This window comes from Streptomyces sp. NPDC059169, assembly GCF_042755225.1.
Taxonomy (GTDB): domain Bacteria; phylum Actinomycetota; class Actinomycetes; order Streptomycetales; family Streptomycetaceae; genus Streptomyces.
The window spans coordinates 59,549-76,978 of sequence record NZ_JBHZCF010000001.1; the positions used below are offsets into that span (position 1 = coordinate 59,549).

10 protein-coding genes are annotated in these 17,430 nt (G+C 71.4%); 4 read left to right on the top strand and 6 right to left on the bottom strand.

Annotated elements, in window-relative coordinates:
- Positions 1-201: 201 nt before the first annotated feature.
- Positions 202-2,604 (bottom strand): endopeptidase La, encoded by a 2,403-nt coding sequence (lon, locus tag ACFXOM_RS00255; RefSeq protein WP_384931647.1) that lies wholly within the window; start codon positions 2,602-2,604, stop codon positions 202-204.
- A gap of 713 nt (positions 2,605-3,317) precedes the next feature.
- Entirely contained in the window at positions 3,318-4,193 is an 876-nt protein-coding gene (locus tag ACFXOM_RS00260) for a rhomboid-like protein (RefSeq protein WP_384931650.1), read from the bottom strand.
- Between the two features lie 233 nt (positions 4,194-4,426).
- Here ACFXOM_RS00260 and ACFXOM_RS00265 point away from each other — a divergent pair, with 233 nt between their 5' ends.
- The 4 genes from ACFXOM_RS00265 (at position 4,427) to ACFXOM_RS00280 (ending at position 11,178) form a co-directional block, all read left to right on the top strand.
- On the top strand, positions 4,427-5,122 hold the full coding sequence (locus ACFXOM_RS00265; protein ID WP_384931653.1) for a spermidine synthase: 696 nt from the start codon (positions 4,427-4,429) through the stop codon (positions 5,120-5,122).
- Positions 5,123-5,205: 83 nt separating this feature from the next.
- Positions 5,206-5,949 (top strand): response regulator transcription factor, encoded by a 744-nt coding sequence (locus ACFXOM_RS00270; protein ID WP_384931655.1) that lies wholly within the window; start codon positions 5,206-5,208, stop codon positions 5,947-5,949.
- Positions 5,946-7,037: an ATP-binding protein gene (locus ACFXOM_RS00275; protein WP_384931658.1), complete on the top strand. Its 1,092-nt coding sequence runs from the start codon at positions 5,946-5,948 to the stop codon at positions 7,035-7,037. Before ACFXOM_RS00270 ends, ACFXOM_RS00275 begins: the two co-directional genes overlap by 4 nt.
- 328 nt (positions 7,038-7,365) lie before the next feature.
- A complete protein-coding gene (locus tag ACFXOM_RS00280; RefSeq protein WP_384931661.1) occupies positions 7,366-11,178 on the top strand; it encodes a multifunctional oxoglutarate decarboxylase/oxoglutarate dehydrogenase thiamine pyrophosphate-binding subunit/dihydrolipoyllysine-residue succinyltransferase subunit in 3,813 nt (1,270 codons plus the stop codon).
- Positions 11,179-11,438: 260 nt separating this feature from the next.
- Here the strand turns inward: ACFXOM_RS00280 and fxsT are convergent, their stop codons facing one another.
- The 4 genes from fxsT to fxsA form a co-directional block, all read right to left on the bottom strand.
- On the bottom strand, positions 11,439-14,435 hold the full coding sequence (fxsT, locus tag ACFXOM_RS00285) for an FxSxx-COOH system tetratricopeptide repeat protein (protein WP_384931663.1): 2,997 nt from the start codon (positions 14,433-14,435) through the stop codon (positions 11,439-11,441).
- A 55-nt stretch (positions 14,436-14,490) separates the two neighbouring features.
- Positions 14,491-15,900 (bottom strand): HEXXH motif domain-containing protein, encoded by a 1,410-nt coding sequence (locus ACFXOM_RS00290; RefSeq protein WP_384931666.1) that lies wholly within the window; start codon positions 15,898-15,900, stop codon positions 14,491-14,493.
- Positions 15,897-17,051, bottom strand: coding sequence for an FxsB family cyclophane-forming radical SAM/SPASM peptide maturase (locus ACFXOM_RS00295; RefSeq protein WP_384931669.1), 1,155 nt, complete (start codon positions 17,049-17,051; stop codon positions 15,897-15,899). Before ACFXOM_RS00295 ends, ACFXOM_RS00290 begins: the two co-directional genes overlap by 4 nt.
- A gap of 163 nt (positions 17,052-17,214) precedes the next feature.
- Entirely contained in the window at positions 17,215-17,394 is a 180-nt protein-coding gene (fxsA, locus tag ACFXOM_RS00300) for an FxSxx-COOH cyclophane-containing RiPP peptide (RefSeq protein WP_384931672.1), read from the bottom strand.
- Positions 17,395-17,430: the final 36 nt, after the last annotated feature.

A 17,430-nucleotide genomic window follows, 5' to 3' on the forward strand; every position in this document is an offset into this window, starting at 1 on the left:
GGAGAGCACCTTCCTCTGTCGGGGTGGACCGTAACCCCCCCCCCCTGTCCCAGGAAAGAAGCGCCCATAGAGGAGAAAGAAACTGGGCCCCGCCCCGGGCGGGCCCTTGGGGCCCGGAACCCGTCAGTCGGGGCACGCCCCGCTCGGATCAGTACGGCAGGCACGTCGACACGGCACGGCCGACGGGTCCGCAGCACCGGGTCACGCCGCCGCCGGCACCGGCACCTCCGCCGGGGACAGGGCGATCTCCAGGACCTGGCGGACATCGGTCACCGGGTGGACCTCCAGCTTGTCCAGGACCTCGGCGGGCACGTCGTCGAGGTCGGCCTCGTTCCGCTTGGGGATCACGACGGTCGTGGTCCCGGCCCGGTGAGCGGCGAGCAGCTTCTGCTTCAGCCCGCCGATCGGCAACACCCGCCCGGTGAGCGAGACCTCGCCGGTCATGGCGACGTCGGTGCGGACCAGACGGCCGGAGAGCAGCGACGCGAGCGCCGTCGTCATGGTGATGCCGGCGCTGGGGCCGTCCTTCGGGACCGCCCCGGCCGGGAAGTGGATGTGCACGCCCCGGTCCTTCAGATCGGCGACGGGCAGCTCCAGCTCCGCTCCGTGCGAACGCAGGAAGCTCAACGCGATCTGCGCCGACTCCTTCATGACCTCCCCGAGCTGACCGGTCAGGGTCAGTCCGGCCGCCCCCGTCTCGGGGTCGGCCAGCGACGCCTCGACGTACAGGACGTCGCCGCCGGCGCCGGTGACCGCGAGACCGGTGGCCACGCCCGGCACCGCGGTACGGCGCTCCGCCGGGTCCTGCGCGGACTCCGGGACGTGGTGCGGCCGGCCGATCAGCTGGCGCAGGTCGCCCTCGCCGACCGTGAACGGCAGTTCCCGGTCGCCCAGTTCGTGCTGTGCCGCGACCTTCCGCAGCAGCCGCGCTATCGACCGCTCCAGGTTCCGCACACCGGCCTCGCGGGTGTACTCGCCGGCGAGCCTGCGCACCGCGGACTCGTCGATCGTCACCTCGCCGGCGTCCAGGCCGGCCCGCTCCAGCTGCCGCGGGAGCAGGTGGTCGCGGGCGATGACGACCTTCTCGTCCTCGGTGTAGCCGTCGAGCCGGACGAGTTCCATCCGGTCGAGCAGTGCCTCGGGGATCGCCTCCAGCACGTTCGCCGTGGCGAGGAACACCACGTCGGACAGGTCCAGTTCGACCTCGAGGTAGTGGTCGCGGAAGGTGTGGTTCTGCGCCGGGTCGAGGACCTCGAGCAACGCCGCCGCCGGGTCGCCGCGGAAGTCGGAACCGACCTTGTCGATCTCGTCGAGCAGCACCACCGGGTTCATGGACCCGGCCTCCTTGACGGCGCGGACGATCCGACCGGGCAGCGCCCCGACGTAGGTGCGCCGGTGCCCGCGGATCTCCGCCTCGTCCCGTACTCCGCCGAGGGCGACCCGGACGAACTTCCGACCCATCGCGTGGGCGACCGACTCGCCGAGCGAGGTCTTGCCGACGCCGGGCGGCCCGACGAGCGCGAGAACCGCACCCCCGCGCCGCCCGCCGACCACGCCCAGTCCCCGGTCGGAGCGACGCTTGCGCACCGCCAGGTATTCGGTGATCCGCTCCTTCACGTCGTCCAGGCCGGCGTGCTCGGCGTCGAGCACGGCCTTGGCGCCCTGGATGTCGTAGGCGTCCTCGGTGCGCTCGTTCCACGGCAGCTCGAGGACGGTGTCGAGCCAGGTGCGGATCCAGGAGCCCTCGGGGCTCTGGTCGCTGGCCCGTTCGAGCTTGTCGACTTCCTTGAGCGCGGCTTCGCGGACCTTCTCGGGGAGGTCGGCCGCCTCGACCCTGGCGCGGTAGTCGTCGGACTCCTCGCCCTCGGACTCTCCGTTGAGCTCGCGCAATTCCTTGCGGACGGCTTCGAGCTGGCGGCGCAGCAGGAACTCGCGCTGCTGCTTGTCGACGCCTTCCTGGACGTCCTTGGCGATGGATTCCGCCACGTCCTGCTCGGCGAGGTGCTCGCGGAGCTGATCGGTGGCGAGCTTGAGGCGCGTGACGGGATCACTGGTCTCGAGCAGTTCCACCTTCTGCGCGGTGGTGAGGAAGGGCGAGTAGCCGGAGTTGTCCGCGAGGGCCGAGACGTCGTCGATCTGCTGGACGCGGTCGACGACCTGCCAGGCGCCGCGCTTCTTCAGCCAGCTGGTGGCCAGAGCCTTGTACTCCTTGACCAGGTCGGTGACGGAACCGGGCAGCGGGTCGGGAATGGCCTCCTCGATGGCGGTCCCCTCGATCCACAGGGCTCCGCCGGGGCCGGTCGTCCCCGCACCGACCCGCACCCTGCTGCGGCCGCGGATCAGCGCCCCGGGGTCGCCGTCGGACAGCCGTCCGACCTGCTCGACGGTGCCGAGCACACCGGTCGCGGCGTACGTCCCGTCGATGCGCGGCACGAGCAGCACCCTCGGCTTGCCGGATGCCGAACGGGCGGCTGCCTGGGCGGCCTCCACCGCGGCCCGCACTTCGGCGTCGGACAGGTCGAGCGGTACCACCATCCCGGGCAGCACGACCTCGTCGTCGAGCGGCAGCACAGGCAGGGTGAGCGGTGTGGACGTGGAAGCCATGATCTCCCCTTCGGCAGTCAAGTTGAGCTGTATGGACTCAATGCAGAAGGGGCTTTCGATGTTCCCCCGGAGGTGTTCGCCGAGAGCGATCACCCCTGAGGCGCCCCGCCACCAGCCGGGCAACGACCGAACGCACCCCGCGGGCCTCCCGGGTGCGACCAGCCCCGGGCAGCGGGTCGGGACGTCGCACGAAGCGCGCCGGGACCCTCGTCGAGCCGCGGGACCTCACCGTGGACGTCGGCTGCCGCGGCGCGCCCCGACCGGCCCGCACGGACCGCACGGACCGCTGACAGCGCACCCGAGAAGCCGGCGGGGTCACCCGTGCGCCGAATGACGCGCCACGACGGCTGCTGCGCCGCACGCGGCCGGGTCGCAACGGCCGGGTCGCAACGGCCGGGTCGCAACGGCCGGGTCGCAACGGCCGGGTCGCAACGGCCGGGTCGCAACGGCCGGGTCGCAACGGCCGAAAACCTGCACGACCTCCACGGCAGGCACCATCCAGCCCCTGACGGGCCGACACCACCGACGTCGCCGACGTCGCCGTCCTCGCCGTCTGCGAGTGGCCGGATCGAGACAGCCGGCGAGCACCGGCGGACGGGCCGGGGGCTCGCCGTGCTCGGGCGGCAGAACGCCGCGGCAGCGCGGGGAGCCGGCGGGGGACGCCGGGGGCACGGCAGGAGGCCGGGCGGCGGACGATCACCCCCGGCCGGCTCCTACTCCGCCCCGGCGGGGTCCGACGGAGCCGCCGCGGCCAGAGCACCCGCGGTCTCCCGTGGGGCAGGGACCCATGACCCGGCACACCGCCCACCAGGCCCGGCGCCCGCGCGACCCCGGTCCTCCGCCCAGCGGCGCACCGTCGGCCAGGACACCACCCCGGCCAGCAGGGCGAGGGGATGGCCCCAGTTGCTCAGCGGATCCCCGAATGCCAACAGGTCCTGCACGAGCATCGCGGACACCCCTGTGAGGAGCACCGTCCGCACGGCAGGCGCGAGCAGCCCGGCGAGTGCACCGACGCTGGCCAGCAGGCCGAAACTGATCCCGTAGTCCAGCCGGTGCAAGGACGTCGCGGGCAGCTGCCCCGCCATCACGGAGAGACCGACGGGGATCTCGGTGGCCAGCGTGGCCGCCGTGTGTCCACCCAGGAAGACCGCGGCCGAGCGCCACGAACCGACGCGCCGCTCCAGGGCCGTCAGGACGAAAACCAGTCCCAGGGCGTAGGGGGACGCGAGCCCTCCCGCGACCCACAGTGCGCTGGCCACCATGACCAGCAGTGGGTTCTCGGCCAGGTGCGCGACGTCCGTGCTCGACCCGCGCAGCAGGGTGGAGACGGTGGCGGGGTCGCCGTACTCGGCGTACAGGGAAGTGGCGACGAGCAGGACGCAGTAGAAGAAGGTGAAGGGCGTCCGCGAGGGGCCCGGGAGCAGTCGGGCGGCGCGGCGCCACGGGGCGGCGGCGTACGGGGCGGACTCGGTGGCCGGGCCGTCGGGCGGAGCGGGTACGGGCCGCGGGGTGCTCCGTTGGGGCGGGACACCACCCAGCAGGGCGCCGCCGGCATCGTCGACCGGCTCGCGTGGTTCAAGCCGCTGCACGCGCGAGGCTCCTTCGTTCCGACGCCCCCCGAACCCTTCCCACCCAACGCGATCATCACGCACCACGTCTATGGCGTGCGCCACACGCACGGAGCCGGAGCAACCCCGTGGCACCCGACGGCGTGGCGCCGGGACGCGGTCCACGCCCTACCGACGGGGAGCGGAGGGGGCACCGCACGCACCCCCTCGCCGAAACCCGACCCGGCGGCACGACACCCCCTACTCTGGGGATCATGGTGCTCCCCAGCGACAGTCCCGGCCCCAGGACCATCCAACGGCGCGAGGGACCGTACGGCGAGGTCGTCCTGCGCGAACGCGCCGGCCCCGAAGGCACCGTCCACGAAATCATCGCCAACGGCTGCTTCCTGATGGACACCTCCGACGGCCGTTCCGAGCGGCTGCTCGTCGATGCCGCGCTCGGGGCGCTCGGTGGACGCCCGGGTTCCTCCGTGCTGATCGGCGGACTCGGCGTCGGCTTCTCCCTGGCCCGTGCCGCCGCGGAGCCCGCCTGGAGCCGCATCACGGTGGTCGAACGCGAGCAGGCGATCATCGACTGGCACCGGTCGGGACCGCTCGCGGCGATCTCGGGCTCCGCGCTGGCCGATCCGCGGACCGTGATTCTCCACACGGACCTCGTGGAGTACGTCCACACCTCCACCGACACCTTCGACGCGCTCTGCCTCGACATCGACAACGGCCCGGACTGGACGGTCACCGAGGACAACGACGGCCTGTACTCGGCGAGCGGACTGGCCGCCTGCGCCGGGCTGTTGACTCCCGGCGGAGTGCTCGCCCTGTGGTCGGCCCAGCCCTCGGCCGATTTCGAAGAGTCATTGCGGAATGCCGGGTTCAGCGGGGTAAGGACCGAAGAGATCCGCGTTGCCCGAGGCGTTCCTGACGTGGTCCATCTCGCCGTTCGCCCTGCGTAGCCGGGAGACGCCCGGTGCCTTTACGCTGCCTTCCTGACACACCGATCTACACGCAGCCGCGGCAACGCGACAGGGGCGGGGCGATGGAGCAGACACACACCAGCAACAACGGCGCCGCGTCGTACTCGACGGCCAGTGCCCAGCGCCGGGTGCTGGTGGTCGAGGACGACACCACCATCGTCGACGCCATCTCGGCGCGACTCCGTGCGGAGGGGTTCCTGGTCCAGACCGCGACGGACGGACCGGCCGCCGTGGACGCGGCCGAGGCGTGGCAGCCCGACCTGATGGTCCTCGACGTGATGCTGCCGGGCTTCGACGGTTTGGAGGTGTGCCGCAGGGTCCAGGCCCAGCGGCCCGTCCCGGTACTCATGCTCACGGCCCGCGACGACGAGACCGACATGCTCGTCGGGCTCGGCGTCGGCGCCGACGACTACATGACGAAGCCGTTCTCGATGCGGGAGCTGGCCGCTCGGGTCCACGTCCTGCTGCGCCGGGTGGAGCGCGCCACGCTGGCCGCCGTCACGCCGCGCAGCGGCATGATGCGCCTCGGCGAGCTGGAGATCGACCACGCACAGCGCCGGGTCCGGGTCAAGAGTGAGGACGTGCACCTCACCCCGACCGAGTTCGACCTGCTGGTCTGCCTCGCGAACACCCCGCGTGCGGTGCTCTCCCGCGAACAGCTCCTCGCCGAGGTCTGGGACTGGGCGGACGCCTCGGGGACGCGCACGGTCGACAGCCACATCAAGGCGCTGCGCCGGAAGATCGGCGCCGAGCGGATCCGCACGGTGCACGGCGTGGGCTACGCCCTGGAGACCCCGGCCCCATGAGCCGGGTGAGCCGGCTGCGGGCCAGGCTGGGTTCCTTCGAGATCTCGATCAAGACCAAGCTCGGCGCGCTGGTCGTGATGTCGGTGCTGATCACGTCCGGGCTCGCCCTGGTCGCCATCAGGACCGGGGCCGAGCTGCGGTACATCACGGTTTTCGCGATGATCACCACACTGTTGATCACGCAGTTCGTGGCCCACGGGCTGACCGCCCCGCTGGACGAGATGAACACCGTGGCGAAGTCGATCTCGCACGGCGACTACACCCGCCGGGTGAGCGGCGCGGACCGCCGCGACGAACTGGGCGACCTGGCCATCACGATCAACCGCATGGCCGACGACCTGGAGGCCGTGGACCGGCACCGCAAGGAGCTCGTCGCCAACGTTTCGCATGAGCTGCGCACCCCGATCGCCGCCCTGCGCGCGGTGCTGGAGAACGTCGTGGACGGCGTGTCGGCCGCCGACCCCGAGACGATGCGCACCGCACTGAAGCAGACCGAGCGACTGTCCCGACTGGTCGAGACCCTGCTGGACCTGTCCCGGCTCGACAACGGAGTGGTCATGCTCAGGGCCCGGCGCTTCGAGGTCTGGCCGTACCTGTCCGGCGTGCTGAAGGAGGCCAACCTGGCCGCGGGCCGTCGCGGGCTGCCCTCCGGCTCCGGTGTGCACACCCGCAAGGACGTCCATCTGCACCTGGACGTGTCCCCCCCGGAGCTGACCGCCCACGCGGACGCCGAGCGGCTCCACCAGGTGGTGGCGAACCTCATCGACAACGCGGTCAAGCACTCCCCTCCGCACGGCAGGGTCACCGTGCGTGCCCGCCGCGGCGCGCAGGCGGAGTCACTGGACCTGGAAGTCCAGGACGAGGGGCCGGGCATCCCGGAGTCGGAGTGGCACAAGGTCTTCGAGCGGTTCAACCGCGGAAGCGTCCCCTCGCCGCACGGCCCGGGGAGTGATGGTGGCACGGGCCTCGGCCTGGCCATCGCGCGCTGGGCGGTCGAGCTCCACGGCGGCCGGATAGGGGTGGCCGAATCGGTACGCGGCTGCCGCATACGTGTCACTCTTCCGGGAATCCCCCAGGCGCAAGGTTGACGTAAAGTTCGCATCAAAAGCGAACCGGAGGGTCACCTTCCCCTGCACGGTGACGACCACCGAGCCCTCGGAGCCGGTGCTCGACACCGAGGCGAGCGGCAGCCGGGGAGCACCCAGGGTGCGGTCGGCAGGGCCGCAGCCACGCCGCGCCGTACCCACACCGAAGGGGAACCACGCTTGTTTCCCGCCATTTCCTGCGCCGAAACCGGTTGCCGGGTGTGACTTAGGCGACGATGACCATGCCCGGCCTGCACCTCCCGGCCCCGGAGGCGTAGCCTTGATTCCCGCTGTCCATCACCTTGTGAAGCGGAAGAGGGCGGTTGCCGCCGTGTCGTCTCAGTCCCCCAGTAACTCGAGTACTTCGACCGACCCGGACGGGCAGGGGAAGAACCCCGCTGCCGCGTTCGGGGCCAATGAGTGGCTCGTCGACGAGATCTACCAGCAGTACCTCCAGGACCCGAATTCGGTCGACCGCGCCTGGTGGGACTTCTTCGCCGACTACAAGCCGGGCGGCACGGCCGCCTCCGGCGCCGCTGCCGCGGGGGCAGCGGAGCCCACGACCTCCGCGCCTCCGGTCCCCGGTGCCGCGGGCACCCGGACGCCGAGCACCGCACAGGCTCCGGCGCCCGCCGCACCTGCGGCCCCGGCCCAGCCTGCCACTCCGGCCGCGCCGGCGCCCGCTCCGGCTCCGGCCCCCGCCGCGGTGAAGCCCGCCGCTCCGGCGAAGCCGGCCGCCGCGCCCGCCAAGAAGGCAGAGCCGGCCAAGCCGGCCGCCGAGGCCGAGCTCGTGCCGCTCCGCGGCCCCTCCGCCGCCGTCGCGAAGAACATGAACGCCTCGCTGGAACTCCCGACGGCCACGTCCGTCCGTGCCGTCCCGGTGAAGCTGCTCTTCGACAACCGGATCGTCATCAACAACCACCTGAAGCGCGCCCGTGGCGGGAAGATCTCCTTCACGCACCTCATCGGGTACGCGATGGTGCAGGCGATCAAGGCCATGCCGTCGATGAACTGGTCGTACGGCGAGAAGGACGGCAAGCCGGTCCTGGTCAAGCCGCCGCACGTCAACTTCGGCCTCGCGATCGACCTCGTCAAGCCCAACGGCGAGCGCCAGCTCGTCGTCGCCGGCATCAAGAAGGCCGAGACGCTCAACTTCTTCGAGTTCTGGCAGGCGTACGAGGACATCGTCCGCCGTGCCCGGAACAACAAGCTGACGATGGACGACTTCACCGGCGTCACCGTCTCGCTGACCAACCCCGGCGGCCTCGGCACGGTCCACTCCGTGCCGCGCCTGATGCCCGGCCAGTCCGTGATCATGGGCGTCGGCTCGATGGACTACCCGGCGGAGTTCCAGGGCACGTCCCAGGACACCCTGAACAAGCTGGGCATCTCCAAGGTCATGACGCTGACCTCGACGTACGACCACCGGGTCATCCAGGGCGCCGCCTCCGGCGAGTTCCTGCGGATCGTCTCGAACCTCCTCCTCGGCGGGGAAGGCTTCTTCGACGACGTCTTCGAGGCCCTGCGCATCCCGTACGAGCCCGTCCGCTGGCTGAAGGACATCGACGCCTCGCACGACGACGACGTCACCAAGGCCGCCCGGGTCTTCGAGCTGATCCACTCCTACCGGGTCCGCGGCCACGTCATGGCCGACACCGACCCGCTGGAGTACCGCCAGCGCAAGCACCCCGACCTGGACATCACCGAGCACGGCCTCACCCTGTGGGACCTGGAGCGGGAGTTCGCGGTCGGCGGCTTCGGCGGCAAGTCGATGATGAAGCTCCGCGACATCCTCGGGGTCCTGCGCGACTCGTACTGCCGGACCACCGGCATCGAGTTCATGCACATCCAGGACCCGAAGCAGCGCAAGTGGATCCAGGACCGCGTCGAGCGCCCGCACGCCAAGCCCGAGCGCGAGGAACAGCTGCGGATCCTGCGCCGGCTCAACGCGGCGGAGGCGTTCGAGACCTTCCTGCAGACGAAGTACGTCGGCCAGAAGCGGTTCTCGCTGGAGGGCGGCGAGTCGGTCATCCCGCTACTCGACGCGGTCATCGACTCCGCGGCCGAATCGCGCCTCGACGAGGTCGTCATCGGCATGGCCCACCGCGGCCGGCTCAACGTGCTGGCGAACATCGTCGGCAAGTCGTACGCCCAGATCTTCCGCGAGTTCGAGGGCAACCTCGACCCGAAGTCGATGCACGGCTCCGGCGACGTGAAGTACCACCTCGGTGCCGAAGGCACCTTCACCGGCCTGGACGGCGAGCAGATCAAGGTCTCGTTGGTCGCCAACCCCTCGCACCTGGAGGCGGTCGACCCGGTCCTGGAAGGCGTCGTCCGCGCCAAGCAGGACATCATCAACAAGGGCGGCACCGACTTCACCGTGCTGCCGATCGCCCTGCACGGTGACGCGGCCTTCGCCGGCCAGGGCGTCGTGGCCGAGACGCTCAACATGTCCCAGCTGCGCGGCTACCGCACCGGCGGCACCGTCCACGTCGTGATCAACAACCAGGTCGGTTTCACCGCCGCCCCCGAGTCGTCGCGTTCGTCGATGTACGCCACCGACGTGGCCCGCATGATCGAGGCGCCGATCTTCCACGTGAACGGCGACGACCCGGAGGCCGTGGTCCGCGTGGCGCGGCTCGCCTTCGAGTTCCGCCAGACGTTCAACAAGGACGTCGTGATCGACCTCATCTGCTACCGCCGCCGCGGTCACAACGAGGGCGACAACCCGCAGTTCACCAACCCGCAGATGTACAACCTGATCGACAAGAAGCGTTCGGTGCGCAAGCTCTACACCGAATCGCTCATCGGCCGCGGGGACATCACGCTGGAAGAGGCGGAGCAGGCCCTCCAGGACTTCCAGGGCCAGCTGGAGAAGGTCTTCGCGGAGGTGCGCGAGGCCACCAGCCACCCGGCCCCGGCCCACGTCCCGGACGCCCAGGCCGAGTTCCCCGTGGGCGTGACGACCGCCGTCTCCCAGGAGATCGTCAAGCGGATCTCCGAGTCCCAGGTCAACATCCCGGACCACGTCACCGTCCACCCGCGCCTGATGCCGCAGTTGCAGCGCCGCGCCGCCTCCGTGGCAGACGGCACGATCGACTGGGGCATGGGCGAGACGCTGGCCATCGGATCGCTGCTGATGGAGGGCACCCCGGTCCGCCTCGCCGGCCAGGACTCCCGCCGCGGCACCTTCGGCCAGCGACATGCCGTCCTGGTGGACCAGCAGACCGGCGAGGACTACACCCCGCTGCTCTACCTGACCGAGGACCAGGCCCGCTACAACGTCTACGACTCGCTCCTCAGCGAGTACGCGGCCATGGGCTTCGAGTACGGCTACTCGCTGGCCCGCCCGGACGCGCTGGTGATGTGGGAAGCCCAGTTCGGTGACTTCGTCAACGGCGCGCAGACCGTCGTCGACGAGTTCATCTCCTCGGCCGAGCAGAAGTGGGGCCAGACCTCCGGCGTCACGTTGTTGCTGCCGCACGGCTACGAGGGCCAGGGACCGGACCACTCGTCCGCCCGCCCGGAACGCTTCCTCCAGCTGTGCGCGCAGAACAACATGACGGTCGCCATGCCGACCCTGCCGTCGAACTACTTCCACCTGCTGCGCTGGCAGGTCCACAACCCGCACCACAAGCCGCTCATCGTCTTCACCCCGAAGTCGATGCTGCGCCTCAAGGCCGCGGCGTCCAAGGCGGAGGAGTTCCTCACCGGCGGCTTCCGCCCGGTCATCGGCGACGGGTCCGTCGACCCCGCGGCCGTCCGCAAGGTCGTCTTCTGCGCCGGCAAGGTCTACTACGACCTCGACGCCGAACGTCAGAAGCGCGGCCTCACCGACACCGCGATCATCCGACTGGAGCGCCTGTACCCGCTGCCGGGTGCCGAGCTGCAGGAGGAGATCGCCAAGTTCCCGAACGCCGAGAAGTACCTGTGGGCCCAGGAGGAGCCGGCGAACCAGGGTGCCTGGCCGTTCATCGCGCTCAACCTGATCGACCACCTGGACCTGGCCGTCGGCGCCGAGGTCCCGCACGGCGAGCGGCTGCGGCGGATCTCGCGGCCGCACTCGTCGAGCCCGGCGGTCGGCTCGAAGAAGCGCCACGAACAGGAGCAGGCTCAGCTGGTCAACGAGGTCTTCGAGGCCTGATCCACGAGCGTGCGACGAGCCGGCCCCCACCGATCACGGTGGGGGCCGGCCCCGTTCCGCACCCACTCCCGCGCAATGGCTGGAACGGGCGAGACCCGGCGTACGACGGCTGGACCGGGCGAGCCATCTCACCGTCCTGGCGGGCACGCCGTCCTGCCTCCGGGCTGGCTCCCGCAGCCTTCGGGCAGGATCCCTCGCCGTGCCGGTACCGGGCCGGGTCGCAGCCGGCCCCACCCGGTCCGGCGTGCCGGCGGCCCCGCTCAGACCGTCTGCGGTTCGAAGTCCCAGTACGGGCGGTTCCGGGAGCGGGCGGACACCGTGTGGACGTGCTGGGCGCCCAGCGTGGCCACGAGGTCGCCGAGCGCCTCGGCCTCGATCTTGTCGGCCCGCTGCCGCTCCCGCAGTCCGCGCAGGTCGGCCGCGTGCGCGATCCTCGACGACAGCGTGAGCGGATGCGTCCGTCCCAGGATCTCGGTGGACCGCACCATGGTGGCTTCGGTCAGCCGGGCCGCGCCTTCCGGATCGCCCACCAGGTTGCGCAGGGCCGAGGCGTTGATGGCGCAGCCCAGGGTCCAGGGGTGCTGCTCGCCGACGGCGTGCGTCATGTCCGCGAGGGCTTCCTCGACGATGTGGTGCGCCTGCTCGCGGTCCCCGACGTTGCGCAGGATCAGGGCGTGGTTGGCGCGGGTGCCGGCGACGAAGGGGTGCTCGGGACCCAGCATGGCCGTGTAGGCGTCGACCACGCGGTCGCTTATGGCGCGGGCCTGGTCGATGTCGCCGTGCTCCCGGGCGAACACGGACTGGCTGGCCGCGAACATCAGGGTCAGCGGGTCGTCCTCGCCGAGGACCCGCTCACTGCGCTCCAGGACACGGGTGAACAAGGCCTCTGCCCTGGCCCGTTCGCCCATGCGGTACTGGCACAGCGCCAGGTTGTGCTCGGCCCGCAGCGTCTGCGGGTTGTCCTCGCCCATGACGATCCGGTGCACGCGGACACTCTGTGCCTGGAGGGACTCGGCCTCGTGGTAGCGGCCCAGCAGCCTGAGGTCCGTGGCGTAGTTGATCTCCGAGTAGAGGGTCCACCCGTGCCGGGGGCGCAGCAGCTGCCTGCGCGCCTCCAGAGTGCGCCGGTTGAGCTCCAGGGCCTCGGAGTAGCGGCCGAGCAGACGCAGCGAGATCGCCCGGTTGTTCTGGGCACTGAGGGTGCGTGAGTCCTGGTCGCCGACGAGTTCGCGGTACGCGCTGAGGACCCAGGTGGACAGCTCGAGGGCTTCGTCGTACCTCCCGAGCCCCCGCAGCGACGCGGCCAGACCACCGGCGGCCCTGAGGTGCTCCAGGTCCTGCGGCCCCCGTTCGCCCCTCAGGTGCTCGACCGCGGCCCGCTCGATGGCTTCGGTGCCGGCGTAGTCGCCGACGGCGCGCAGCAGATTGGCGTAGTGGTAGGTGAGGTCGAAGATCCGGGGGTGGGTGTCGCCGAGCAGGCCCCGCCAGGCCGCCATGGCCCTTTCGCCGAGGGCGATGCCCGCCCGGTACTCGCCGGAGAGGTACATGTAGCGCAAGCAGTTGAGGACCAGCGCGTGCATGGCCGGATCGGCGCTGCCGAGGGCATCGGCCCACTTCAGGTGCGGGGTGATCTCGGCGTAGCCCGGCCACAACCGGGTGTCGGTGGGGCGGCCGGGGTCCGCGGCGGCCAGGGCTCTGCGGACCACCTCGATGAACTCGGTGCGGTGCTGTTCCGGCATGTCCTTGCGAACGATCTGGTGGACCATCCGGTGGAGGTAGAGCGACTCGCCGGACAGGGATGCCTCGTCCGCCAGCGACTCGTGCGACTCAAGCCGCACCACGGAGTACTGCCGCAGCTGGGCGATCGCCCGGTTCCACAGCAGCGGGTCGTTCATGAGCCCCGACAGCGATTCGGGCAGGGCACCCGACGGCATCTCCTTCAACAGGCGCACCGGGATGAAGCCCGGTGCGAAGAAGGTGCACAGGCGCAGCAGGTCGACGGACTCCGGGACGGTCTCCCGGAGTTTGTTGAGCAGTATCGACCAGGCGGTCTGGAAGGCCAGCGGGAAGTCGGCGGAGACCTTGACGACGTCCTGGTCGATGCCGCCTTCGAGGAGTTCGATGTACTCCTCCACGGACATGTCCGAGTCGTTCAGCCAGCCCGCGGTCTGGTCGAGCAGCAGCGGGAGGTCCTCCAGTGCCTGGGCCAGCTGGTCGGCCTCGGTGTGGGTCAGGCGCGGGGCGCGGCGCCGGATGAAGGCCACCGACTCCTCGCGCTCGTAGACGGGCACCTCCAGCAGGATGCTGTTGTGCTCGCTCCACTCCGGATTGCGCGAGGTGATGAGCACGTGGCCGGGCCCCGTCGGCACCAGGTCCCAGATCTGCTCAGGCTCGTCGGCACCGTCCAGCACCAGCAGCCAGCGCGAGTACGGCTCACCGCGGCGCAGCGCGTCACGGGCGGCGCGCAGCCGCTCGCCGTACTCGGCACCGGTCGACAGGCCGAGGGCGGGGGCGAGTTCGGCGAGCTTCTGCCGGTAGGTGACCCGCTTCTCGGCTGACACCCACCACACGACGTCGTACTCGGACCCGAAGCGGTACACGTACTCGGCGGCGAGCTGTGTCTTGCCCACGCCGGACATGCCGTGCAGGGTCACGACACCGGCACCGGGGCCGGCTTCCTGGAGCGCGTGGTACGCGTCGTTGAGCAGCCTCTCCCGACCCGTGAAGCGGGTGTTGCGACGCGGGACCCCGCCCCAGACCTCGGGGGTGTCGGCGGGGTAGCGGGGACCGTGCCGCCCATCGACCGACTCCACGAGCGGCTCGGTGGGCAGGTCGAGCCGGCCCAGGAGCCGGCGCTCCGCCTCTTCGGCACCGACGTTGGTGAGGTCGGCGGCGGCGAGGACGGCGGTGGCGGCAGGCAGCGGCGCGGTGGTGAGGCAGACGGCTGCGAACCGGTCGGGGTCTGGGGCGACCACCTCGCGCAGTGCCCGGTTCCACTCCTCCTGGGTGCGCGGGCCGAGTTGGAAGTACCAGTCGCTGAGCAGGACGAGGATGCGCCCGGGGGCGAGCATCAGGTCCCGCAGCGTCTCCTCGAGCGGCGTCTGCACGGGAGGGTCCCAGCGTTGGAAGACGATGCGCATCCCGCGCCGCTCCAGCCGGTCACCGACCCAGGCCGCCCAGGCGCGGTTGAAGCCGGCGAAGCTGATGGTGACGGTACGCGACCCGGTTGCTCCAACGTGCTCACGCGCTCCGGGCATTCAACCGTCTCCCTGCATCGAGATAAGCCATACGAACATACACCTGTACGCGGTGTCACCGCTGCGGTCCGTTCCGCTGGAACCAGATCACGCGCGCGGTGTCCACGTATGCCGCCGCCCTCGCCAAGTGCCCCGAAGGAGGCGGACGTTCGTCCAATTGGTGGAAGAGCGCGATCATTTCGTTGACCACGGTCCGCCCCTCCCCGGTGAGGGTTCCCGAGCCCGCCAGCACGGGCAGCACCGCGCCCACCTGCGCACGGCAACGGGCATGCTCGGCCCATGCCATGTCACGGTGCGGCACGTTCCGCGCGGCGACGGCGAAGCGCTGCCAGTAGTCGGCGAGCGCGAGGTGCGAGTAGGCCCCCTGGAACAGGCCGTCGAAGGGACGGGGGTCGGGACGCCAGGGTGCGAAGTGCCGCGGTTCGGCGTCCTCGTGGTGCAGCGGGACGAGCTCGCTCAGGGCGGCGAGCTTGGTGTGCTGGAGCTCGTGGACCAGGGTCGCCGCGAAGTAGGCGGACGTGGACGGCTGGCTGCTGAGCACCGCGCCGAAGGCCTCGAGTCGGGTGCCGCTGCAGTGCGAGGCGCTCTCCGAGGAGCCGGGCGGCGGGGCGAGCGGCACGAGGCACCGCAGCAGGGTTGCCGCTTCGGCGGTGCGGTGCTCGCCGCCGATGCGGAGCAGCGGCTCGATTCCGGACCAAGCGCGGATCCAGGCCGTCCGCTGACGGTGGTCGAGCCCCGCGGCGGGCCTGAGCCCGTGGCGCTCCAGACCGCTCCCCGCGGTGCGGTAGGGGTGAACGTCGTCCAGCGGCACGGGACGGCCGTTGGGCAGGACGGCCGGCAGGGACAACGCAGGTCGCCAGCGCGGGTCCCCGACACCCGCCGGTACGGCTTCCGGCTCGGGACGCACCGCGATGGTGAACTCCGTTCCCGCGGCCGGGCGTACCGTCAACACCCCCTCTCCGAAACGGATGTCGACGTCTCGGCCGGGCTGCGTCCGGACGGTCCCCAGGGTCGGGAGGACCAGGAGGTCGCCACGGCTGCCGAGGCGTGCCGTCCCGGACAGCCCGGCGCGGATCGCTCCGGTCACCGCCAGCGCCCCGAAGTGGGCGAGGTCCGCGTGGAGTTCGCGGGAAGGAGCCGACCGTGCACCGAGTCCGTAAAGGCAGCGCTGGGCCCACGGCCCGGCCAGCGGGTACATCAGCAACTCGCGCACGGCCGCACGATCCGCGCGCTCCGCCGCCTCCAGCAGCGCCCAGTCGTCGTCCAACCGGTGCAACAGGTCCGGTGGGCACACGGCTGCCGGCGCAGCGTGGGCGGCGTCGAGGATCGCGCGCAGCAGGACGAGCCGACGCGTGTGCTGGTCGCGGACGAGCAGACCGAGGGACCGCGGACCGCCTTCCGTACGGCCGAGTTCACGCAGTGCGGTCTCCGGAACGGCGGGGACGACGGGTGTGGCGGAACTCACCGGGGGGCTCCCGTGGTGCACTCGGCCAGTCGCGCCGCGACATGGCGGATCAGCCGGTCGAGGTCGGCGCAGTAAACGGAGCGGTCGGTGAATCCGCGGCCCTCCCGGTAGCGGTGGGCGTAGTGGCCGCCCCCGCAGACGGTGAGCAGCGGGCAGGCCCGGCACTCGGCGCCGAGGGCGGCCGCGCCCGCCTGCCGGGCGGCGATCCCCGGGTGGTCGAGGGCGTCGTCGAAGGTGTGGCGGAAGACGTCGAGTCCGGTGGCGGCGGCCGTGTCGTAGGCGGACTTGAGGGAGTCGACCTGCTCGATGGCACCGTCCGTCTCCACCACGACGGCGCTCACCGGGTCGAGCCCGAGGGACTCGGTGGCGCCGGGGAGCCCCAGCAGGAGGGCGAGGCACTCCTCGAAGAGCCGGACCCGGGTCTCCCGCCGGCCGGCAGCCCACCACCGGTCGAAGACGGCAGCGAGCCAGTCTCCGTACGGTGTCGTCCCGCTCCCCGGGTCCAGGCCCGGTGGGGGGTTCGACCAGTTGCCATGCGGCAGCAGCAAGTCCAGGGCGGGCGGCCGCAGCTCCAGGAGCGACTCGTACGTCTCGACGGGGTCGGTCCGCGGGGCGACGACGGTGAGGATCCCGGCATACGCGTCCGGGTGGTGCGCGGCGAGCAGCCTGGCCCCGCGCGCGGCCGCCGGCCAGGAAGGGCGTCCGGCGCGGTCGGTGCGCAGGGCGTTGTGAGCGGGCAGTCCACCGTCGAGGCTCAGGCCGATACCGATGCGTTGCCGGGCGAGGACGGCGATCTTCGCATCGGTGAGCAGCGTCGCGTTGGTCTGTACCGTCGCCCGGACGGTGCAGCCCCTCGGCACCCGGTCGCGTACCAGCCGGGTGAAGGCCGCCAGCCGCGCGGGACCGGCGAGGAGTGGTTCCCCGCCGTGCAGGACGAGCGAGAGACCGTGCAGGGCGTGCGCGGCGGCGTGCTCGGCGATGCGGGCGGCCGTGCGGTCGAGCACCTCGGGGCCGGCGGCCGCGGGGCGGCTCCGCCACGTGCGGTCCGGCCCCTCGTAGAGGTAGCAGTACCGGCAGGCGAGATTGCAACGGCCGTGCACCTTGACGATGAACTGCCCGAAGGGCACCCGGGGCACGGAACGACGCGACACTCCGGCACCCCCATGCTGTACGGCCCGTGGGACGGCCACCGCTGCCGGTCCGAGGCGAGTATCCCTGGTGCGTCCTGCCCACAAACCCGGACCGGTACAGGTTGTCCTGTTCACCCGGAGCCCCGGGCCAAAAACGTGCGGGCGCGGCGCTCGGGGCCGCCGGTCAGAAGGCGTTCGTGAAGCCCCACAGCATCTCCCGCGGCCGTTCGGCCCGGTCGCGCAGGTCCGCCAGCACCTCGGTGAGCACCGGGTGGTCGAGCCTGCGCAGTCCCTCCAGGTCCAGGCCCAGCAGGTCCGGCAGTTCGTGCTGCCGCTGGGTGTCCTCCGCCGCTGACTCGCCCATCATGCCTCCCGTTCGCCGTCGCACGACCGCGTACCC

Excerpts from the sequence above, each read along its gene's own strand:
- lon (WP_384931647.1), bottom strand. The coding sequence starts at position 2,604 with ATGGCTTCCACGTCCACACCGCTCACCCTGCCTGTGCTGCCGCTCGAC.
- ACFXOM_RS00265 (WP_384931653.1), top strand. The coding sequence starts at position 4,427 with ATGGTGCTCCCCAGCGACAGTCCCGGCCCCAGGACCATCCAACGGCGC.
- ACFXOM_RS00270 (WP_384931655.1), top strand. The coding sequence starts at position 5,206 with ATGGAGCAGACACACACCAGCAACAACGGCGCCGCGTCGTACTCGACG.
- ACFXOM_RS00275 (WP_384931658.1), top strand. The coding sequence starts at position 5,946 with ATGAGCCGGGTGAGCCGGCTGCGGGCCAGGCTGGGTTCCTTCGAGATC.
- fxsT (WP_384931663.1), bottom strand. The coding sequence starts at position 14,435 with ATGCCCGGAGCGCGTGAGCACGTTGGAGCAACCGGGTCGCGTACCGTC.
- fxsA (WP_384931672.1), bottom strand. The coding sequence starts at position 17,394 with ATGGGCGAGTCAGCGGCGGAGGACACCCAGCGGCAGCACGAACTGCCG.